Origin of the sequence: Collinsella sp. TF09-1AT, from assembly GCF_003436895.1 — a bacterium.
Classification (GTDB): Bacteria; Actinomycetota; Coriobacteriia; order Coriobacteriales; family Coriobacteriaceae; genus Collinsella.
The window spans coordinates 37623-57775 of sequence record NZ_QSRC01000004.1 but is presented as its reverse complement, the minus strand read 5'-3'; the positions used below and the strand labels follow the sequence as shown (position 1 = coordinate 57775).

Genomic DNA, 20153 nt, shown 5'->3' with positions numbered 1-20153 from the left:
CCAACACCAATGAGTAATTTGGGGACGGGTGCAAAATTGCACATTCGACAAGAAGGCACGTCATGGCACGCAAGCAGTATCCACTCCGTATAGACCCCGCTATCTGGGAGGCCGTCCAACGCTGGGCGGACGATGAGATGCGCAGCGCCAACGGTCAGGTGGAATGGATCTTGCGAGACGCCCTCAAACGCGCGGGAAGGCTGCCAAAGAAAGAGCCCTCGTTCAAGGGCACGCCCAAAGGCGAAGAGGGCTAAGCCGGGAAGACAGGGCTCGGCCGCTGCCGACGTCGGGGCAAAGCCGCGCTCTGCCTCGCCAGCGCCGAGGCAGAGCTGAGCCCCGCCGCTCCAAAGTCGAGCCGAGCGGCGGGGCCAACACCAACCCAAAGCAAGCTCGCCCCCTCTATACGCACCAACCGGTCCCCGGAGGCATCCGCCTTTGGGGACCGTTCTTTTCCCAGCTAGATGTCGTATATAAAGCCTTTTGACAGCTCGATTTTGCCCCGTGGGGGTCAAATATAAAGACCTTTGATGGTACGATGCTCGCGTCAATGACATGGTGGCTCTCGACAGGGGTCACCCCGACCCTCTAGGGAGCAAACGCATGGAGCTGGGCTCGCACATCAAGGAGCATCGCACGGAGCTCGGACTGTCCCAAGACGATCTGGCGGAGCGCATCTACGTGTCGCGCCAGACCATCAGCAACTGGGAGTGCGGCCGTACGTATCCGGATGTCCAGAGCCTGCTGCTGCTTTCCAACGTGTTCGGGGTGACCGTGGACTCCCTCATCAAAGGAGATGTGGAAACCATGGCACAGGTAATGAACGAAGCGGTCAAGAAGTACAACGCCCTCTCCACAATCACGGTCGTGAGCGCGGTCGTGTTTTTGGTGCTGAGCGCGTGGGCGGCGTTCCAGTTCGAATGGGGCTGGGGCATGCACATCGCGCCCACCGCGGCGTTTGCCGCCGTGGCGCTCGTCGTGATGCTCGTGGCGTTCGTGTATATGGAACGCATGAAGAAGCAGCACGACCTCGTCACGTACCGCGAGGTGTTGGCGTTTAGCCGCGGCGAGCAGGTCGATCGCGACACGCTCGAGGGGCGCCGTGAGCGCGAGATGGACCCTTGGGTCAAGGGCACGCGCAACGCGGCGCAGATCATCATCGGCGCCATCGCCGGCGGACTGGTGGGCGCCGGCATCGGCATGCTCGCCAAGATGCTGAGTTAAAAGCGCGGGTACGCGCCCGTTCCCCGAAATGGTATCCCCCTTAGCCCCCATTCTGAAGATGTATGCCAGAATGGGGGCGATTCCCGTTAGGAGGTGCCCCATGAACGTCACCGTACGCGCGTCCCTCATCGCATTGATCGCAATCGTTGGCGCCTGCTGGGCAATCCCCGCCCTCCTGGTGAGGGTCGTCCCATCCGATGCCGGTATGATCGCCATGATGGCGCTGATCTACCTCGTGCTCCCCGTAACTGCGATCGCCCTCGGCCTGCTCGCCGCAAACTCCGCGAGGACGCTCTTCTGGGTACCCGCGGCGCTCGGAATCGGACCCGCGGTCCTGTTTCCCCTCAAGGTCGAGGGCAGCCAGGACCTTGCGTTCCATGGGGTTGCCTATACCGCAATCGGCTACGCCGCCATGGGCCTGCGCACTTGGACGATTGCTCGACAGCATCGCTAAGCCATCGCCCCGCAAGCCTCCACAAGCCAAATCTCCCCGCGGCGATGGCACGCATCGCAGCAACAATCATGCAGGTAAACCCCGTGCAAAACAGTTTTTGCAGCGCCCGGCAAGCCTTGCCGCATATGATGTACAACAGATTCGATAGCGCACCCTACGTGTTCGCGGGACGCTCCTTCACGACCGGGAGGTGACGATGGACATCAGCAACCAGATTAAGACGAGGCGCGAGGCGATGGGGCTCTCCCAAGAACAGCTCGCCGAGAAACTCTACGTGTCGCGTCAGACGATCTCGAACTGGGAGCGGGACAAGACGTATCCGGACGTCCAGAGCCTGCTCATGCTGAGCATCCTATTCGGCACCTCCATAGACACGCTCGTGAAGGGAGACGTGACCGTTATGGAAGAGGCAGTCGAAAGGGATCGCAAGCGCATGGGAACGCGGATGCTATGGCTGGCCGTGCTGATGCTCGCGTTGCTGGCGGTGGCGTTCGCACTGATACTGTCGCCGGCGTTTAACTGGATGGAGGGCACCTGGGGCGCCGGCGTCGCCGCGGCTGCGGCGTTCCTGCCGACGATAGCGGCGCTTGTTGTCGCGACCGTCCTCGAGCGCATCAAGCGCGAGAACGACCTGGTGACCTACCGCGAGATCCTCGCTGTCCGCAATGCAGGCAGGTGCTTTACGGCCACAAGCGCGATAGTTTCAACAACAAGATGCAGTGCCCCAGAGCCCCTAGCAGTCGACGATGGTCTTGCCGATCATGATGTTGAGGATCTCGACGTCGGTATCCTTCATGCCAACGCGGCCCACATAGCCCATGCTGGCGATCGTCTCTTCCACCGTATCCTGAATCAGGCCCTCTCCGGCACGGAAGCCGCGGCCCTGCATGGCCATATCGTGGCCCAGAATCGCCGCATCAACGGCAGCGGAAATCTTGGCGGCGCAGCTTGCCTTGGCGCCATCGCACACGATGCCGCCCACGTTACCGAGCGTATTGGAGACCGTCGCGCCGATCTGCTCGCGCGTGCCACCGCACAGCCAGGTAATCGCCGCGCCGGCACCGCACGCAGCGCAAATAGCACCGCAAAACGCCGAGAGCGCACCAATATAGCTCTTGATATGCACGGCAATAAGATCAGACAGCATCACGGCGCGCACCAGGCGCTCGTGGTCGCAGCGCAGGTAATCGGCATATTCCATAACGGGCAACGCACAGGTAATACCCTGGTTGCCCGAGCCGCACACAATGGCGACCGGTAGCGCACAGCCGTTCATACGGGCGTCAGACCCGGCGGCCGCACGCGCACGCGCACGGCAGGCGACATCGTCGGCGCGAGCGCCCAGCAGCGTACGGCCCACCTCGGCGCCCCAAGCGTTCACCAAGCCCTCGGCGCTAATAGCGCCGTTCAGCTCAATCTGACGCTCAACGGCAGCGCGGGCGCCCTCGATGTCGCCGTCCTCGATAAAGTCAATGATAGACTCAATCGACATGGGCGTATCGGCGGCACGCTCGGCCACGATGCGCTCGGCGCAGGCGGCACACTCCCCCGCCGACTTGCCACACATCGGAATGCCATCGAGTGTATGGCACGTAACATTGGTGTGATGGTCGGTGATCTCGACGATCGCAGTATGACCTCCGGCCGTGGCAGTCACCTTAATGTAGAGGTTGGGCACACCCTCGACAAGCGACACATCGCAGTAGTCGGCATCGGAGAGCAGCTCGGTCACGCGAGCACGGTCTGCATCGCCAACACTCTCGAGCACCTCGAGCGCGTTCTTGGCGTCACCGCCCACGGCACCCAGCACGGCCGCGGCCTCAATACCGTGCATACCGCCCGAGTTGGGCACGGTCACGCTCTTTACGTTCTTGATGATGTTGCCTGAGCAGGCAACATCCATATGTTCGGGTTCGCAACCGAGCGTCTGGCTCGCCAGCGCCGCCGCATAGGCAACGGCAATGGGCTCGGTGCAGCCGAGCGCACAGACAAGCTCGCGGTTCAAAACATCACAAAACGCGGTATCACGGATGGAATCGGTAGGCATAGGTATCTCCTACATGTATAACGGGTTGCTCTCGCAAGTATCAACTTCTCTATTTGATAACAAGGCACCAAAAACCGCAAGTCGAGTTCCGGCAGACGGCCGCCAGAAGCAAATTGGCGGCATTTTTCGTGATGGGCTGATGTTCGCGTCCGCTAAAGCGTTTGACCAAAAAACGCCCGAGTGTTTAGGCAAAAGACGCGCTATCATGCAGTCGAACGCGGTAAAACCTTTAGCAATTCCGCCGCACGGACCAGAGAGGAACCACTCATGAAGATCGGTATCGGCAACGACCACGCCGCCGTCGAGCTCAAGAACATCATTTCCGAGCACCTGAAGGAGCGCGGCTGCGAGGTCGTGAACTTTGGCACCGACACCTCCGAGAGCTTTGATTACCCCATCGCCGGCTACAAGGTGGGCAAAGCCGTAGCCAACGGCGACGTCGATCTGGGCATCCTGATCTGCGGCACCGGTGTCGGGATTAGCTTGGCCGCCAACAAGGTCGAGGGCGTTCGTGCCGTCGTGTGCTCCGAGCCCTTCAGCGCCAAGCTCTCGCGCATGCACAACAACACCAACGTGCTCGCCTTTGGCGCCCGCGTCGTGGGCTCCGAGCTCGCCAAGATGATCGTCGACGAGTGGCTCGATGCCGAGTTCGAGGGCGGCCGTCACGAGCGTCGCGTCAATCTCCTCAACGAGATCGACCAGACCCGCGGCCTCAAGGTCGTCGACGAAGCTTAAAGACCTACAACGCCATACGCCAACGAAAACCCCCGTCCGGAACGCAAATCCGGGCGGGGGCTCTTTATTAGATTTTTGGGGCATGCCTAGAAATCTACCTTTCGCAGTCCATGTGCGACAAAAGGTAGATTTCTAGCCATGTCCCAAAAATCTACTGGGATAAAAAGGGCGCCGCGGATGGAGTTCCGCGGCGCCTAAGCCACACGCTAACAGCTTTAAGGAGTCAAAGCTGGTTTAGCCAAAGAAGCGCTTGATCTCAATCTCGGCGTTCTCCAGGCAGTCGGAGCCGTGAATCACGTTGGCGTTGACATCGACAGCGAAGTCGCCGCGGATGGTGCCGGGGGCGGCATCAAGCGGGTTGGTAGCGCCCATAAGAGTGCGCATCTTGGAGACAGCAGAAAGACCGGAAACGACCATCTTGACGACCGGACCGCTCGTCATAAAGTCGCAGAGACCGCCAAAGAAAGGCTTGTCGGCCAGATGAGCGTAGTGCTCCTCGACGGTAGCGCGCTCGAGCGTGGTCATCTCCATGCGCTCGATGACAAGGCCGCTGCGCTCAATGCGAGCAACGATCTCGCCGATCTTGCGATCGCGCACGGCGTCGGGCTTAATCATGATGAAGGTCTTCTCGATAGCCATAAGGTAGCCTTTCAAGTAGGTTCGCGCGTGCCCAAGTCCCATTCCGGCACTCGCCTGGACTGCATCGTAACAGAGTTTTAGCTGCAGTTAAACAAAAAGATGTTTATTGAATCGCTGCAATTAATTGAAGCGTTCCATATGTGTCACTTCTGTTTCGAAGCCCGACTAGAGTACCATCCGACTGCCCATCAACCGCACCGAACCGAGCGGACGGTCGGTTGCCGCCTGTGAACGTACCCCCTTTCACAACCTGCCCAAAGGTCCTACAGAAGTTCTCGACAAGCCCCTTCCCCATTACAACAAAATACAGACGCCCACATCAGCAGACGCCCGTAAGAAGCAAAAACGATTTATCAATAAATGGCCAATAAGCCTCAAGCAAACCCTTACTTTGCCTCGTGGCCCATCTCGACGACCTTGGTCAGCGACCCAAACACGCCCTCGTCGGCCACGAGCTGTACCTCGGCACGCTCCAGCTGGACGGCAACGGCGGCAGGAGCGGTACCGCCCTCGGTCGTGCGCGCAGCAACAATCGACGGGATATCGAGCGCCTCGGTAATATCGCGCTCAAAAAGCGGGCTCGCCTCCTGGAACACCTCAAACGGCAGGTCCTCAAGATTGCAGCCGCGCTTCTCACACATCAGGACCAGGTGCCCCACCACAGCGTGCGCCTCGCGGAATGGCAAGCCGCGCTTAGCCAGGTAGTCGGCAACGTCGGTGGCGGCAAGGTGCCCCACGCCGCACTCGCGCGCCATGGCATCCTCGTTGACGGTCCAAGTCGAAATCATGCCGGCCATAACGGACAGGCACTGCATGAGCGTGTGAGCGGTATCGAGCGCACCCTCCTTGTCCTCCTGCAAGTCCTTGTTATAAGCAAGCGGCAGGCCCTTCATGGTTACAAGCAGCTGCACCAGGTTGCCGTAGACGCGGCCGCTCTTGCCGCGGATCAGCTCGGCAAAGTCGGGATTTTTCTTCTGCGGCATGATGGACGAGCCGGTGGAGTAAGAGTCGGAAAGCGTGATAAAGCCAAATTCGGAGCTCGACCACAGCACGATCTCCTCGGAAAGACGCGACAGATGCATGGCCATAACGGAGCCAGCGTAATGCAGATCGAGCAGGAAATCGCGATCGGAAACAGCGTCGAGCGAGTTAGGGATCACACCCGCAAAGCCAAGTTCGGCAGCCGTCATCTGGCGATCGAGCGGATAGCTCGTGCCGGCAAGCGCGGCAGCACCCAGCGGGCAGTTGTCGGCGGCATCAAAGGCGGCCTTCAGGCGCGTAAAGTCGCGCGCGAACATCCAGGAATACGCCAGCAAATGATGCGACAGCAGCACGGGCTGAGCATGCTGCATGTGCGTATAGCCAGGTAGAATCACTTTGTCGTACTTCTTAGCGGCATCCACCAGCACATGGCGAAACGAAAGATTGGCCTCCATGAGCTCCTTGGCGAGCGCCTTGACGCCCAGGCGCGTATCGGTCGCAACCTGGTCGTTGCGCGAACGTCCGGTATGCAAGCGCTTGCCCGCCTCGCCGATGCGACGCGTCAGCTCGCTCTCGATGGACATATGAATGTCCTCGTCGTTGATGTCGAAGGTAAAGTTGCCCGCATCGATATCCTGCTCAATTCCGATCAGGCCCTCGGAGATCGCCTGCTCGTCCTCGGCACTGATGATGCCCTGGGCGGCCAGCATCTTGGCATGTGCCTTAGAGCCGGCGATATCCTGCTTATAAAGATGTTTGTCGACCGGCAGCGACGCGCCAAACTCCTGCGTGACCTCGGCCACGCCCGCCTCAAAACGACCGCCCCAAAGAGCCATGGAACCGTCTCCTTTCATCAAATACCTAAACAAGCGCCCAAAGCAAGGCACCCTGTCCCTAAAGCGATTTATCAACCGCTAGTTTTGCACATCCCCCACCGTGTGCGGAGCCATGTAGCTAATTTGCAAAGAAGTGACGCGCCATGCACTTGGCGCCCAACGTCTCCCTCCGGATGTTGCCCTGCGAACCATCGATCCAGGCCTTCAGGCTCATAGGGACGTCCTCGACCCTTGCAGCATCGAACTCGGGCGCGAGGGCAAGTAAAGCATGCGCGATAGCATTGAACATAATGGATACTCCTCATATATATAGGCGCAGAGCCGCCAAATTGATAGAAGGAGCCCCGCCGGACAACCCCGGCGGGGCTCGGACTCAGCCGCAGACGCGGCATCATATATGCGGGCGGAACGTAGGGGCCACCGATGTTAAGAAGTGTCAGCAAGCATAACGAAAGGTAGGGACCCCGTGCGCCCGTTATGTATCACGCGGATGGGCCGCGCGGATACCGAGGGAAGGAGGCGCTAGGCCTGGGCGGCAGCAGAGCTGGGGCCCTGGACCTTTGCCCACGTCTTGAGCGACAGCGTATCGATCTCGATAAAGCCGGCGCTGGCCTTCTCGTCAAACGTGGTGTCGCGGTCGTAGGTAGCCAGACCGTAGTCGTAGAGGCTGAAGGGGCTCTTGCGGCCGACAACGTGGCAGTTGCCCTTAAAGAACTTCAGACGGACGGTGCCGGTCACGAACTTCTGGGTGTCGGCCATAAAGGCGTCGAGCGCGTTTTTGAGCGGGCTATACCACTGGCCGTTGTACACGGCGGTAGCCCAATCCTGCTCGAGCTTGATCTTGGTCTTGAGCAGATCGCCCTCAACGCAAATGTCCTCGAGCGCCTTATGGGCGGTGATAAGCGTCAGGGCGCCGGGAACCTCGTAGCACTCGCGGCTCTTGAGGCCCACCAGACGGTCCTCGACCAGGTCGAGACGGCCAAAGCCGTTGTCGCCCGAAATCTTGTTGAGGGCGATGACGATCTCGGAGAGCTTCATCTTCTTGCCGTCGACGGCGACGGGCTTGCCGGCCTCAAACTCAATCTCGGTGTAGGTCGGGATGTCGGGCGTGTCCTCGGGATTCTTGGTCATAACCCAAGCGTCGTCGAGCGGCTCGTTCCAGGGATCCTCCAGATGGCCGCACTCAATGGCGCGACCCCACAGGTTGTCGTCGATGGAATAGGGGTTGTCGTTGGCACCCTCGGGAACCGGCACGTTGTGGGCGTGGGCATAGGCGACCTCGTCGGGGCGGCACTTCAGATCCCACTCACGAACCGGAGCGATAACCTTAAGCACGGGATCGAGGGCCTTGACGGCAGCCTCAAAACGAACCTGGTCGTTACCCTTGCCGGTGCAGCCATGGGCAACGTAGGTCGCACCAAACTCGTGAGCGACCTCGACGAGCTTCTTGGCGAGCAGCGGACGAGACAGGGCGGAGAGCAGCGGGTACTTGTTCTCATACATGGAGTTGGCGGCGATGGCCTTAGTCAGGAACTCATCGGAGAATTCGTCGCGCAGGTCGAGCACCTGGCAATCGAGAACGCCCAGGTCGAGTGCCTTCTGCTTCTTGGCGTCCAGGCCGGTCTCCTCCTGGCCCACGTTGCCGCAGACGCAAACGACATCGAGATTCTTCTCGTCTTGGAGCCACTTGACACATACGGATGTATCAAGGCCACCGGAATATGCGAGAACGACTTTTTCCTTGCTCATGGCTGTTTCCTTTCGCCCTTGGTAGCTAGTTAGAACATCGGTCAGTTGCAAGTCATTTCAAGGTCAAATACCGTGCAATATCAGGTTAAAAAGCAAAATCAGCACATACATGCCCTAGAAACATGCAGCAATGTCGTGCTAAAACCCAACGACCTCAAAATGACTCTGTTGAGGCAATTCGCCCCATGCGGACAGAGACGATTGTTATCGTCGTCGGGAAATTGCGCGCTGGCGTCGGATGGCATTGTCTGCAGTGGTGATAATCTTTACGAACTGCATCTGCCTCTCCTTTCACATATCGCCGGGCGCAATTCAAATATCGCAAACGGTACCTTTTCCTCGGTAAGCGGTTGTTTTTCCGTCTCCGTTTTCGATGGTCGCTATATTACGCTAAAGTGCCCGCAGTACAAGCGACAAATTCAAATTTCTGAAAAGTTTTTTCATTACTTTGTGAATCGTGATGCAAACAGGCTTCGTTCCTGCGAAAATACGCTCGATTACCAACCGGAGGGTTATTCCGCCCGAAACAATTTAGAAACGGAAAGGCGCTTTTATGCAAACTTACGAATCGGACGCCGCTATCGGCAACATCAAGATCCTTGCCGTCGATATGGACAAGACATTGCTGACCGACGAGCGCGTACTGCCCCAGGGCCTCGATGAGCGCCTGGAAAAGCTCGCCGAGGCTGGCATCGTGTTCTGCCCCGCCAGCGGACGTCCCGCCCCCAAGCTCGAGGAGATGTTCGAGGGCATCAAAAACCGCCTTGCTTTCTGCCCCGATAACGGAGCCTGCGTGATCTACCGCGGCAACTATATCTATAAGAGCACTATCGATGTGGCGCTGTATCAGCAGGTCTTGAGCCGCGCCTCGGAGGATCCGCACGCTGTCCCCGTCCTGTGCTGCTTCGACGAGTTTTACGTGCTTGCTCGCGACCATCAATACCACGACGAGCTCAGCGTTTACTACAACACGATCAACTACGTCGATACCTTTGAGGGCCTCGACGTCGACTCCAACAAGATCTCGATCTTCTTCCCCGCCTACGATGCCGAGCCCGCATTTCGCGAGGACTACAACCCCGCGTTCTCGGATCAGCTCTATGTCACCAATGCCGGCCGCGAGTGGATCGACTTTATGAACCTGGGCGTCGACAAGGGTTCGGGCGTCGCGCACCTGTGCGAGCAACTCGGCATCGATATCGCCGATGCCGCCGCCGTGGGCGATACGTACAACGACATCCCCATGCTTGAGCGCGTCGGTCACAGCTTTATCGTGGACAACGCCGAGGAGCATATGAACGCGCATGCTAAGTGGCGCATTCCGAGCAACAACGACGGGGGCGTACTGACGCTCATCGATGCCATCTTGGCGGCTCGGTAGCCGTCCCATCGGGCCTGACCGGGCGGCACGGGATAACTTTTCGCTCGGTCAGGTCCTGCGCAAGACGAAAGCCACATTAAGTGGCTTTCTTTGCGTGCGGAATCTACGAAAAGTTATCCCGTGCCGCCCGGCCAGGCCCTAGGTTTACTTTCCTGCCGCCAAGATGGCGTCTTGAGTGTCTAGATACTTAGCTGAAATGATTTGAGCAGAGGGGAGCTCCTTGTTGGGAGGGGCTCCCCTCTGTTTTGGTTACTGTGGGACAAATTAATCAGTAGTGTTTGTCCCAAATCTTAAGTATGTGGGGGCTTGCGTCTTGGGCGAGCTTGCCTTACGGAGCGCTTTCCTATTTGGCGTCGGCCCAGGTTATGCCGGTGCTGGCTTCGGCGATTAACGGTACGCGGAGCTCCACCACATGCTCCATGACGTCGCGGACCATGGCGGTGAGGCGCTCGACTTCGTCGACGGGGCACTCAAAGTCCAGTTCGTCGTGTACCTGCAGAATCATGTGGGCGGCAAAGCCCTCTTCTTCCAGGCGGCGGCTTACGCGGGCCATCGCGATCTTGATGATGTCGGCCGCGGTTCCCTGCATGGGGTGGTTCATGGCCGTGCGCTCGCCAAAACCGCGGAGCTGCGGATTTTTGGCCTTGAGCTCCGGAATATGGCGACGGCGGCCGTACATGGTCTCGGCGTAGCCCGTCTGCTTGGCACGTGCCACCACGTTGTCGAGGAACGTGCGCACGCCCGGGTATGCCTCGTAGTAGCGGTCGATCATGTCACGTGCCTCGGCCATCGAGATATGCAGCGACTGCGACAGGCCGTAGGCCTGCTGGCCGTACACGATGCCAAAGTTCACGGCCTTGGCGCGGCTGCGCAAATCGGGCGTTACCTCGGACACCGGTACGCCAAACACGCGCGCGGCTGTCTCGGCATGGAAGTCCTCGCCCTCGTTAAAGGCGCGCACCAGGTGCTCGTCACCCGAAAGATGCGCCAGCAGACGCAGCTCGATCTGCGAGTAGTCCACCGCCAAAAAGACGCTTCCCTCGCCTGCCGAAAACGCCGTTTTGACGGTGCGGCCCAGCTCCGAGCGCGTCGGGATGTTCTGCAGGTTCGGGTCGCTCGAGGACAGACGCCCCGTTGCCGTGATGGTCTGGTTGTACGTGGTGTGCACACGACCGTCACCACGGCGCAGCGGGCCCAGCGTGTCCAGATAGGTTGACTTGATCTTGGACTTCTCACGCCAGTCCAAAATCAGGCGCACGATCTCGTGGTCGCGGGCAAGATCGCTCAACACCTTGGCATTGGTCGAATAATAGCCGCGCTTAGTCTTCTTGAGGCCCTTGGTCGGAAGCCCCATCACATCAAAGAGCACGTGCGACAGCTGCATGGGACTACCGATGTTAAACGTCTCATCACCCGCCAGGTCGCGAATGCTGCGCTCGACCTCGGCAATCTGGGTCGCCAGACCCTCGGACAGACTGTGCAGGCGCTCGGGGTCCACGAGCATGCCCGCGCGCTCCATCTTGGCAAGTACCGGAACGAGCGGCATCTCGATGCCATCGAACACGTTGGCGGCGTTCTCGCGGGCCATGCACTCGCGCAACGGCGCCACGAGCGCCAGCGTCAGAGCCGCAGTACGGGCGGCAGGTGCCGGAGCGTCCTCGCCGGCACCCTCTGCGCCGCGCGCCGCAGGCAGCGCCATCTGCAGATACGTATCGGCAAGATATGCCTCATCGAACTCGGAGCGGTCGGAATCCAGCAGGTAGGCGGCAACCACGGTATCGAAGATGCGCGTAGAATCGACTGCCAGCGGATCCATGAGCTCGGGCTCAGAAGAATCGATGGGCGAAAGCTCGTGCAACAGCACCTTCATATCCGGGCTCGCCACGCGACCCTCCATAAACAGACGCGCGAGCACGCCAGCAATCACGCCGTGGACGAAGTTGAAGCCCTCAACCTCAGCCGCCGCGCAGCTGTCGCCCTCCTCGAGCGCGAAGAGGCCCTTGGACGTCGCCAACCACAGCGTGCGCGTCAGTCCAAAGAGCGCGCCCTCTTCCTTGTCATCGTCCACCACGGTGGCGACCCACTCGCCCGCCTCGATCGCACGCGAAACCTCGGACGCCACGTCAGCAAGCGCCTCGGCATCGCCGGCAGCGGTGCGCTCAATCGTGGGCATCTCAAACGTTCTAGCAGCGGCCGCAGCCCCGCCCTCGCCGCCAATCAGCGCCAAAAAACGGTTCTGCATGGCCGTAATGCCGAGCGTGCCCAGCGCAGCGGACACCTCGTCGGCAGAAAACGCCGGGAAGGACGTCGCATCAAAGTCGAGCTCGACAGGCGCGTCGGTACGAATGGTTGCGACCTTGCGGCTCAGCAGCGCGTCGTCGATATGCGCGCGCAGGTTCTCGCCCATCTTGCCCTTGACCTCGTCGGCATGTGCGATGACCTCGTCCAAGCTGCCGTACTGCGCGATGAGCGCGCTCGCCTTTTTGGGGCCGATGCCCGGCACGCCGGGAATGTTGTCGGAAGTATCGCCCTTCAGGCCGTAAAAATCGGGCACGAGCGCCGGTGTAATGCCGTGATACAGGTCGTCCACGCTCTCGGGCGTCATAATCGCCACGTCGGACAGGCCTTTGCGGGTCGAGACCACGTTGACGTGCTCGGTCACGAGCTGATACATGTCGCGGTCGCCGGTCACCAGCAGCATGTCGCAGCCGGCTTCCTCGCCCAGGCGCGCCATGGTGCCCAGGATATCGTCGCCTTCCCAGCCCTCGGACTGCAAAATCGGCACGTTGAGCGCAGCGAGCAGCTCCTTAATCATGGGGAACTGCGCGTGCAGGTCGGGGTCCATGGGCGGGCGCTGCGCCTTATACTGCGGCAGCATCTCCATGCGCACGCGCGGCTTGCCCTTATCAAACGCCACGACCACACCGTCGGGGTTAAAGGCGTCGATCATCTTGAGAAACATGTTCAGAAAGCCAAAGATCGCGTTGGTGGGGCGACCGTCCGGCGCGTTCATGGTGGGCGGCACGGCGTGGAAGGCGCGGTGCATGAGCGAGTTGCCGTCGATAACGGCAAAGGTGCGGCGCTTGTCAGACATATTGAATACCTCGCTTTGGGCTGGGCACGATTTGCTCCCACCAGTTTACACGCTCCCCGCCTCGCGGCCACCGCACATCAAGCTCCCCCGCCACCGCGCGCCCGCGCATGATACGATGGCTCACGGTACATTAACCAGCACGATCGATCCGAAAGGAGCCTGCGTCATGGAGCGTCCCTGCGCATGGAAAAAGTACACGCCACAGCAAATCGAGGAGCTCGAGGAGCTTTGCCGCGGCTATAAGAAGTTTTTGAGTGAGAACAAGACCGAGCGCCTGTGCGTCAAGACCGGCATCAAGATGGCCGAGGAGGCGGGCTACGTCAACCTGGAGACCGTGATCGCCGAGGGCCGCGAGCTCAAGGCAGGCGACAAGGTGTACGCCGCCAACCACGGCAAGGACCTTATGCTCGTCAACCTTGGCACCGCCCCGCTCGAGCAGGGCTTTAACATCCTGGGCGCCCACGTGGACTCGCCGCGCCTGGACCTCAAGCAGAACCCCGCCTTCGAGGCCGGCGACATGGCCTACCTCGACACGCACTACTATGGCGGCGTCAAGAGCTACCACTGGGTCGCTTCCCCGCTCGCGCTTGTGGGCGTCATCTGCAAAAAGGACGGCACCACCGTCGACATCAACATCGGCGACAAGGCAGACGACCCGGTCTTTACCATCTCCGACCTGCTGATCCACCTCTCGAGCGAGCAGATGTCCAAGCCCGCCAAGGACGCCGTCGACGCCGAGATCCTCGACGTGATCGTGGGCGGCCGCCCCGTCAAGTTTGACGAGGACGACAAGGACGCCCCCAAGGAGCCCGTCAAGCAGATGTTCCTGGATATCCTCAAGGAACAGTACGACGTCGAGGAAGAGGACTTCCTCTCCGCCGAGATCGAAGTCGTGCCCGCCGGCCCCGCCCGCGACATGGGCCTCGACCGCTCCATGATCTTGGGCTATGGCCACGATGACCGCGTCTGCGCCTACCCCTCCATGCTCGCCCAGATCAACGTGGCAGACGTCGAGCGCACGAGCATCACGCTCATCGTCGACAAGGAGGAGATCGGCTCCGTGGGCGCCACCGGCATGACGAGCCGCTTCTTCGAGAACACCGTCGCCGAGATCATGACGCTCGCCGGCGAGAGCAGCCCGCTGGCCCTGCGCCGCGCACTCGCCCGCAGCCGCATGCTCTCCTCTGACGTGTCCGCCGGCTTTGACCCGGGCTATGCCGGTAAGTTCGAGACTAAGAATGCAGCTTTTATGGGTCGCGGCCTGTGCTTTAACAAGTACACGGGCAGCCGCGGCAAGGGCGGCTCCAACGATGCCGACGCCGAGTATGTGGCCCTCATCCGCGACATCATGGACGAGGCCGGCGTGGACTTCCAGACCTGCGAGCTCGGCCGCGTCAACGCGGGCGGCGGCGGCACCATCGCCTACATCATGGCCGAGTATGGCATGAACGTCATCGACTCCGGCGTTGCCGTCCTGTCCATGCACGCCCTGTGGGAGGTCGCCAACAAGGCCGATATCTACGAGGCCTATCGCGGCTACAAGGCCTTCATCGAGCGCGCCTAACCAGCCCTTCATCAGTTGCGGTGAAATACGGACTAAACTGGCCCATAAACGGCCCAAACAGACTGTATTCCACCGCAACTTCCTTTTTGGCAGAGGAGAGTCCATGCTGCAGATCATCATTTCGCCCGCCAAGCAGATGCGCGCGGCCCAAGATGCTTTTGAAGTCCTGGGCATTCCACCTTTTGCGCACGAGACGGCTCGCCTCCACTGCGCACTGCTAGATATCGAACGAAATGAAGGCAGCGGCGGCCTGCAAGCGCTATGGAACGTGAGTGACAAACTGCTGGGGCCTTGCCTCAACACCCTGCATGAGTTCGGGCCCATCCTGAAAAACGGCGATCTCGACAATCCCGAACTCGCCCGTCACCTCTCCCCTGCCGTCATGTCCTATCACGGCATTCAATACCAGAGTATGGCGCCCGAGGTGATGGATTCCGCGCAGCTCGCATGGTTGCAAGACCATTTGTGGATCCTCTCGGGCCTTTACGGATGCGTTCGTCCCTTTCATGCCGTCGAACCGTATCGGCTGGAGATGGGCGCGAAGCTCGCCGTTGACGATGCCCGAGACCTCTACGCGTTTTGGAGCGACAAGCTCGCGCGGGCTATCGCCCCGGCGGACTCAAACACCACGATCGTCAACCTCGCCAGCGTAGAGTATGCCAAAGCCGTTCTGCCCCACCTCGCGGGCGACGCCACGGCCGTCACATGCCTCTTTGGCGAGGGTATCCACAACGGGAAGCCCATCCAACGGTCGACCGCCAGCAAAAAGGCGCGCGGCTCCATGGTGCGGTGGATGGCAGAAAACAAGCTCGAGGATGTAAGCGGGCTCACCGCGTTCGACGTTGGTTATCGTCACTTTCCCGAGCTTTCAAATAAAAACACTTTGGTCTTCCTGAACGAACAGGCCTTGTAGGACCACCGCTACTTTGAATGTGCTACCTAGGCACGGCGTCTATTCCGCCAAGCCGTCGGCTTTGGCAATTTCATTTGTCAAGCCGTCCTGATAGGTAATCTTGACGTGCTCCACCTCGGACACTTTGGCGCCCGACGGGGGCTCCAGGCGCCATTCCGCCAGCGCGATATCCATCGTCGTGGGAACGTCTCCTTGATTTTTGAGCTTCACCGTCAGCGTTTTGAGCGCCGCATCAAACGTCACGCGTTCGATTTCTTCACCTGGAATGGATCCACCACTCAGCTGCAACTGCACAAACTCATCGCGCGGGTACCAATAATCGCCCGGAACGGCGAGCGTATTGGCATTACCGCCAGTACTCCTCACCGTCATAATCGGTAGGCTATCATCAGCCTCGAACTCCCATGCAGCGCCGCCGCGACCACCAAACGTCCAGATACAAAAGGCAATCACCAGCACGGCAAGCACCGCAAAACCAATCGCGACAAGGCCATGGTGCGCACGGCTTTCCTCGGCCGATACATCCCATTGCGTCTCTCGATATAGATGCTTGTCTTCCATGTTCGCCTCCCCGCAAGCACGCTCGTTGGCCCAATCGTACCCATTCAGGCTATACTTGAGCCCATGACATAACGGGGGGCTTGCAGGACAAGACGGCAGGCTGAGATTGGGCGCGCCCGCCCTGACCCGCAAACCTGATATGGGTAATGCCAACGAAGGGAGCCGTGCCAATGAGCACACAGACCGAGCCCAAGCTCGTCACGCAAATCGACTTCGCCCGCGCCGGGCAGATCACGCCGCAGATGAAGGAGGTTGCCGAGCGCGAGCATCGCGACCCCGAGTACATCCGCGAGCGCGTGGCCGACGGCCGCATCGCCATCCCCGCCAACATCGTGCATATCAAAAAAGGCATGCGCGCCTTTGGCGTCGGTGAGGGCCTGTCCACCAAGGTCAACGTCAACCTGGGCATCTCGGGCGATAAGGCCGATGCCGCCGAGGAGTGGAAGAAGGTCAAGATCGCCGAGGACTTTGGCGCCGACGCCATCATGGACCTCTCCAACTCGGGCAAGACGCGCCAGTTCCGCCAGCAGCTCATCGACGAGACACCGCTCATGGTGGGCACCGTCCCCATGTACGATGCCATCGGCTACATGGAAAAGCCGCTGGTCAAGCTGACCAAGGACGATCTGCTCGAGGTCGTGCGCGCGCATGCCGAGGACGGCGTGGACTTTATGACCATCCACTGCGGCATCAACAAGTCGGTCATCAAGACCTTTAAGGAGACTGGCCGCCTCATGAACATCGTCAGCCGCGGCGGCTCGCTGCTGTTTGGTTGGATGGAGGTCACCGGTAACGAGAACCCCTTCTACGAGTTCTACGACGAGGTGCTCGAGATCTGCCACGAGTACGACGTGACGATTTCGCTCGGCGACTCCTGCCGCCCGGGCTGCCTCTACGACTCCAACGACGCAACCGAGACCGCCGAGATGATCGAGCTGGGCAAGCTGTGCAAGCGCGCCTGGGCCGCCGGCGTCCAGGTCATGGTCGAGGGTCCGGGTCACATGGCGCTCGACGAGATCGCCGCCAACATGAAGCTGCAGAAGCGCCTGTGCCACAACGCCCCGTTCTATGTGCTGGGGCCGCTGGTGACCGATATCGGCGTGGGCTACGACCACATCACCGCCGCCATTGGTGGCGCCATCTCCGCGAGCTCGGGTGCCGACTTTTTGTGCTACGTGACGCCGGCCGAGCACCTGTGCCTGCCCAACGCTCAGGATGTGCTCGATGGCCTCATGGCCACCAAGATTGCCGCACACGCCGCCGACATCGCCAAGAAGGTACCGCACGCCCGTGACATGGACGACAGGATGGGTCAGGCACGCCGCAAGCTCGACTGGGACGCCATGTGGAAGTGCGCCCTCGACCCGGTCACCGGCAAGAAGCGCTACGAGGAATCCCCCGCCGCCACCGAGGGCACCTGCACCATGTGCGGCAAGATGTGCGCCGTTCGCACTGTCAACAAGGTGTTCGAAGGCACGACGATCGACCTCGGCATGGAGGACTAACTCGTCGCCACGATTGCTTTTGGAAGCACCGCGACGTCGACCGTTGTTGACGTGTGAACATTTTCTTGCATTTGCGTAAAGATTGCACCGCCCGCCCGGGTTCGACATAGAGTCGGCCCGGGCATCTTTATAATGCTAGCTTAAAGACCCATTTGATTCCGACCGAACAAGGGAGCGAACATGGATCGCAGCAAGGTACCTGCCGTCCTGTCCATCGCAGGATCCGATTCCAGCGGTGGCGCCGGCATTCAGGCCGACATCAAGACCATTACGGCGCACCGTCTGTATGCCGAGACGGCCATAACCGCCATCACGGCGCAAAACACCCTGGGCATCACCGCCGTGCAGAATATCTCGCCAGATATCGTCGCCGCGCAGATCGACGCCGTCTTTGACGACATCCGCCCGAGCGCCGTCAAGATCGGCATGGTTTCTTCTGTCGAGATTATCGAAGTCATCGCCGACCGCTTGAGCGCCTGGAACGCAACGAACGTGGTCGTGGACCCCGTCATGGTAGCCACCTCGGGCGCTCGACTCATTGCCGAGGACGCGGCCGAGGCGCTCACGCGTCGCCTGTTCCCGTTGGCGACCGTCATCACACCCAATATCCCCGAGGCCATGGCACTGCTCGACTACGAGGTCGATTCCGAGCGCACGCAGCAAAATGCCGCCATGCTCCTCACCCGCCGCTTTGGATGCGCGTCTTTGGTTAAAGGCGGACATCTTGTCAACGAGGCCAACGACGTGCTGGCGGAGCCCGCGCCGCTCGATGACGAGGGCAACCACCTGGGCGATCCGCTCACCACATGGTTCCGTCACAAGCGCATCGAGACCGGCAACACGCATGGCACCGGCTGCACGCTCTCGTCCGCTATCGCCTGCGCGCTGGCCCAGGGCATGGATCTTGCCGACGCCGTCAACGCCGGCAAGGCCTACCTAACGGGCGCCCTCGCCGCCGGCTTTGACATGGGCAAAGGTTCCGGCCCCGTCAACCACATGTGGAATTACTAGCCCTGCAGCAAAACCACCACAAAGGGGACAGGCACCTTTGTGGTGGTTTTTCTTTTACCACTTAATCGTCTGCGAGTTGGATGCCGAGCAAGCCCGAAAGCGCGAGCGCCTGTTCGGCATTGACTGTCAGGCCTCGCAACTCACGGTAGTCGCCCGAAACAACGGGAGCCTCAAACGTGCAGCGCGATACATCAACACCACATAGCGGTGTCTTGAACACATCAACTCGCGTCAGGTCGCAGCTATCCAGGCGCAGCTGCCCCAACTTGGCCCCCTGGAGCGCCGCCTCGGTCAGGCGCACATCGCACGCCGTGATGGGGCCAATGCGTCCCTCCGAAAGGTTCGCGTAGCTCAGGTCGCATGATGCAAACGAAACGTTCGACAGGCGCGCCTTGACCAAGTTGAGCCCCGGCGCCGAGCAATCAACAAAGTCGCATCGGTTGAGCCAGCAGCCTTCCATATTGCAGCGGATAAAGCGACAACCGCGAAATACGACGTCACGAAACGTCGAACCACTCCAGTCGACGCCATCGAATACGCAGGAGCGGAACACGATGCCGTCAAAGGTCGCACCGTTCGCCACGTCATAGGCGAGCTCCAGCTCCTCAAAAGCGGTATTTAAGACAAGCTCATCCCCCTCGGCAAACAGGTCAATGAGCTCATCCATGCCCATATGGCAGCCAAGCCGCTCGTTTACCCGGGCAAAACCACCACAAAAGTGCCTGTCCCCTTTGTGGTGGTTTGGGGCTGCGCTACTCACCGAGCATCTCTTGGAGCTTGGCTGCCACGGCATGTCCCAAGCTCTCGTGGCTTTCGGGCATCATATGCAGATAGTCGATATCGCCCGGCTCGGCAAAGTCGGCGGCATTCAAAAAGTCGCAGCCAAGCTGCTCGGCTACGTGCGCGTAGTACTCGGCAAAATGCTCCGAGGCCTCGACGGAATGCTCGTCAAAATCGGTCATATACACATCGGCGATTTGCGGCTTGATCTTGATGGGAGCCATCAGCAGAATGCGCGGACAAGGCGCAGCGTCGGTCCACGAAAACGCGCGGACGGCGCGAATCAGCGCCATGGCGCCACGGGCTATATCGGAAGCCGTCACGTTAAAGACCGTCTTGCAGTCGTTGGTGCCCAGCATGATCACAATGGCGTCCAGCGGCTTATGGGCCTCGAGCAGCATCGGAAGCGCGCGAATGCCGTTGAGGTTAGTGTCCAGGTGGCACATATCGTCGCGCACCGTCGTGCGGCCGTTGAGCCCCTCCTCGATCACATGCCAGCCCTCGCCCAGGTCACGCTGTGCCACGCCGCACCAGCGCACATCCTGCGCATAGCGCACCGCGGTGCCGTCGCGCATACCAGCCGGATCGTAACCATAGGTGTTGCTGTCGCCAAAGCATAGAACGTTTTTCATCGTAAGCTCCCCACTCAATAAAAAGCCGACGGGAGCGGCCCACGTCGGCT

General features: G+C 60.3%; 18 protein-coding genes, 1 pseudogene and 1 riboswitch. Of the genes and pseudogenes, 10 read left to right on the top strand and 9 right to left on the bottom strand.

The annotated features are described in order from the left end of the window. Positions 1–62 precede the first annotated feature (62 nt). The 4 genes and pseudogenes from DXC90_RS04705 to DXC90_RS09800 form a co-directional block, all read left to right on the top strand. Positions 63–254: an Arc family DNA binding domain-containing protein gene (locus DXC90_RS04705; protein ID WP_117734980.1), complete on the top strand. Its 192-nt coding sequence runs from the start codon at positions 63–65 to the stop codon at positions 252–254. Positions 255–600: 346 nt separating this feature from the next. Further along, entirely contained in the window at positions 601–1221 is a 621-nt protein-coding gene (locus DXC90_RS04700) for a helix-turn-helix domain-containing protein (RefSeq protein ID WP_117734979.1), read from the top strand. A 100-nt stretch (positions 1222–1321) separates the two neighbouring features. After that, the gene (locus tag DXC90_RS04695) at positions 1322–1675 is read left to right on the top strand and encodes a hypothetical protein (protein WP_117734978.1); all 354 of its coding nucleotides are present in this window, start codon (positions 1322–1324) and stop codon (positions 1673–1675) included. A gap of 196 nt (positions 1676–1871) precedes the next feature. Continuing rightward, positions 1872–2006 (top strand): annotated as a pseudogene (locus DXC90_RS09800) (helix-turn-helix transcriptional regulator); the annotation flags it as partial. Positions 2007–2408: 402 nt separating this feature from the next. On the opposite strand, the gene DXC90_RS04685 reads toward DXC90_RS09800, so the two are convergent. Further along, positions 2409–3722, bottom strand: coding sequence for a serine dehydratase subunit alpha family protein (locus DXC90_RS04685; RefSeq protein ID WP_117734977.1), 1314 nt, complete (start codon positions 3720–3722; stop codon positions 2409–2411). Between the two features lie 267 nt (positions 3723–3989). Between DXC90_RS04685 and rpiB the strand changes: the two genes are divergently transcribed. Further along, the gene (gene rpiB, locus DXC90_RS04680; protein ID WP_055251633.1) at positions 3990–4457 is read left to right on the top strand and encodes a ribose 5-phosphate isomerase B; all 468 of its coding nucleotides are present in this window, start codon (positions 3990–3992) and stop codon (positions 4455–4457) included. A 234-nt stretch (positions 4458–4691) separates the two neighbouring features. Here rpiB and ndk read toward each other — a convergent pair whose 3' ends face one another. The 4 genes from ndk to DXC90_RS04665 all read right to left on the bottom strand — a co-directional run bounded on the left by ndk (position 4692) and on the right by DXC90_RS04665 (position 8662). Further along, a complete protein-coding gene (gene ndk / locus DXC90_RS04675; RefSeq protein ID WP_055251725.1) occupies positions 4692–5096 on the bottom strand; it encodes a nucleoside-diphosphate kinase in 405 nt (134 codons plus the stop codon). Positions 5097–5482: 386 nt separating this feature from the next. Further along, complete coding sequence (argH, locus tag DXC90_RS04670; RefSeq protein ID WP_117734976.1) at positions 5483–6913, bottom strand: argininosuccinate lyase; 1431 nt, start codon at positions 6911–6913, stop codon at positions 5483–5485. Between the two features lie 118 nt (positions 6914–7031). Then, the gene (locus tag DXC90_RS09515; RefSeq protein ID WP_158550218.1) at positions 7032–7202 is read right to left on the bottom strand and encodes a hypothetical protein; all 171 of its coding nucleotides are present in this window, start codon (positions 7200–7202) and stop codon (positions 7032–7034) included. Positions 7203–7435: 233 nt separating this feature from the next. Further along, positions 7436–8662 (bottom strand): argininosuccinate synthase, encoded by a 1227-nt coding sequence (locus tag DXC90_RS04665; RefSeq protein WP_117734975.1) that lies wholly within the window; start codon positions 8660–8662, stop codon positions 7436–7438. 553 nt (positions 8663–9215) lie between these two features. Between DXC90_RS04665 and DXC90_RS04660 the strand changes: the two genes are divergently transcribed. Further along, complete coding sequence (locus DXC90_RS04660) at positions 9216–10043, top strand: Cof-type HAD-IIB family hydrolase (protein WP_117734974.1); 828 nt, start codon at positions 9216–9218, stop codon at positions 10041–10043. 343 nt (positions 10044–10386) lie between these two features. Here the strand turns inward: DXC90_RS04660 and polA are convergent, their stop codons facing one another. Further along, positions 10387–13137, bottom strand: a complete 2751-nt coding sequence (gene polA, locus DXC90_RS04655) for a DNA polymerase I (RefSeq protein WP_117734973.1) — start codon at positions 13135–13137, stop codon at positions 10387–10389. Between the two features lie 166 nt (positions 13138–13303). Between polA and DXC90_RS04650 the strand changes: the two genes are divergently transcribed. Then, on the top strand, positions 13304–14701 hold the full coding sequence (locus DXC90_RS04650) for an aminopeptidase (protein ID WP_117734972.1): 1398 nt from the start codon (positions 13304–13306) through the stop codon (positions 14699–14701). Positions 14702–14804: 103 nt separating this feature from the next. Continuing rightward, on the top strand, positions 14805–15614 hold the full coding sequence (locus tag DXC90_RS04645; RefSeq protein ID WP_117734971.1) for a YaaA family protein: 810 nt from the start codon (positions 14805–14807) through the stop codon (positions 15612–15614). Positions 15615–15653: 39 nt separating this feature from the next. On the opposite strand, the gene DXC90_RS04640 is transcribed toward DXC90_RS04645, so the two are convergent. Further along, the gene (locus DXC90_RS04640; RefSeq protein ID WP_117734970.1) at positions 15654–16175 is read right to left on the bottom strand and encodes a hypothetical protein; all 522 of its coding nucleotides are present in this window, start codon (positions 16173–16175) and stop codon (positions 15654–15656) included. Between the two features lie 62 nt (positions 16176–16237). After that, a riboswitch (TPP riboswitch) is annotated at positions 16238–16354 on the top strand. Here DXC90_RS04640 and thiC point away from each other — a divergent pair. Continuing rightward, entirely contained in the window at positions 16346–17680 is a 1335-nt protein-coding gene (gene thiC, locus DXC90_RS04635) for a phosphomethylpyrimidine synthase ThiC (RefSeq protein ID WP_117734969.1), read from the top strand. Its footprint overlaps the riboswitch before it by 9 nt. 180 nt (positions 17681–17860) lie before the next feature. Then, positions 17861–18691 (top strand): bifunctional hydroxymethylpyrimidine kinase/phosphomethylpyrimidine kinase, encoded by an 831-nt coding sequence (gene thiD, locus DXC90_RS04630; RefSeq protein WP_117734968.1) that lies wholly within the window; start codon positions 17861–17863, stop codon positions 18689–18691. A 61-nt stretch (positions 18692–18752) separates the two neighbouring features. Here the strand turns inward: thiD and DXC90_RS04625 are convergent, their stop codons facing one another. Together DXC90_RS04625 and DXC90_RS04620 are read right to left on the bottom strand one after the other, a co-directional pair. Beyond that, positions 18753–19358, bottom strand: coding sequence for a pentapeptide repeat-containing protein (locus DXC90_RS04625; RefSeq protein WP_233502162.1), 606 nt, complete (start codon positions 19356–19358; stop codon positions 18753–18755). 85 nt (positions 19359–19443) lie between these two features. Continuing rightward, on the bottom strand, positions 19444–20103 hold the full coding sequence (locus DXC90_RS04620) for an SGNH/GDSL hydrolase family protein (RefSeq protein WP_158550217.1): 660 nt from the start codon (positions 20101–20103) through the stop codon (positions 19444–19446). Between the last annotated feature and the right edge of the window lie 50 nt (positions 20104–20153).

Coding starts and splice junctions, on each gene's coding strand:
- DXC90_RS04640 (WP_117734970.1), bottom strand. CDS start 16,175: ATGGAAGACAAGCATCTATATCGAGAGACGCAATGGGATGTATCGGCC.
- DXC90_RS04685 (WP_117734977.1), bottom strand. CDS start 3,722: ATGCCTACCGATTCCATCCGTGATACCGCGTTTTGTGATGTTTTGAAC.
- DXC90_RS04705 (WP_117734980.1), top strand. CDS start 63: ATGGCACGCAAGCAGTATCCACTCCGTATAGACCCCGCTATCTGGGAG.
- DXC90_RS04700 (WP_117734979.1), top strand. CDS start 601: ATGGAGCTGGGCTCGCACATCAAGGAGCATCGCACGGAGCTCGGACTG.
- ndk (WP_055251725.1), bottom strand. CDS start 5,096: ATGGCTATCGAGAAGACCTTCATCATGATTAAGCCCGACGCCGTGCGC.
- DXC90_RS04660 (WP_117734974.1), top strand. CDS start 9,216: ATGCAAACTTACGAATCGGACGCCGCTATCGGCAACATCAAGATCCTT.
- DXC90_RS04625 (WP_233502162.1), bottom strand. CDS start 19,358: ATGGATGAGCTCATTGACCTGTTTGCCGAGGGGGATGAGCTTGTCTTA.
- DXC90_RS04620 (WP_158550217.1), bottom strand. CDS start 20,103: ATGAAAAACGTTCTATGCTTTGGCGACAGCAACACCTATGGTTACGAT.
- DXC90_RS09515 (WP_158550218.1), bottom strand. CDS start 7,202: ATGTTCAATGCTATCGCGCATGCTTTACTTGCCCTCGCGCCCGAGTTC.
- DXC90_RS04695 (WP_117734978.1), top strand. CDS start 1,322: ATGAACGTCACCGTACGCGCGTCCCTCATCGCATTGATCGCAATCGTT.
- rpiB (WP_055251633.1), top strand. CDS start 3,990: ATGAAGATCGGTATCGGCAACGACCACGCCGCCGTCGAGCTCAAGAAC.
- DXC90_RS04650 (WP_117734972.1), top strand. CDS start 13,304: ATGGAGCGTCCCTGCGCATGGAAAAAGTACACGCCACAGCAAATCGAG.
- argH (WP_117734976.1), bottom strand. CDS start 6,913: ATGGCTCTTTGGGGCGGTCGTTTTGAGGCGGGCGTGGCCGAGGTCACG.
- DXC90_RS04665 (WP_117734975.1), bottom strand. CDS start 8,662: ATGAGCAAGGAAAAAGTCGTTCTCGCATATTCCGGTGGCCTTGATACA.
- DXC90_RS04645 (WP_117734971.1), top strand. CDS start 14,805: ATGCTGCAGATCATCATTTCGCCCGCCAAGCAGATGCGCGCGGCCCAA.
- thiC (WP_117734969.1), top strand. CDS start 16,346: ATGAGCACACAGACCGAGCCCAAGCTCGTCACGCAAATCGACTTCGCC.
- polA (WP_117734973.1), bottom strand. CDS start 13,137: ATGTCTGACAAGCGCCGCACCTTTGCCGTTATCGACGGCAACTCGCTC.
- thiD (WP_117734968.1), top strand. CDS start 17,861: ATGGATCGCAGCAAGGTACCTGCCGTCCTGTCCATCGCAGGATCCGAT.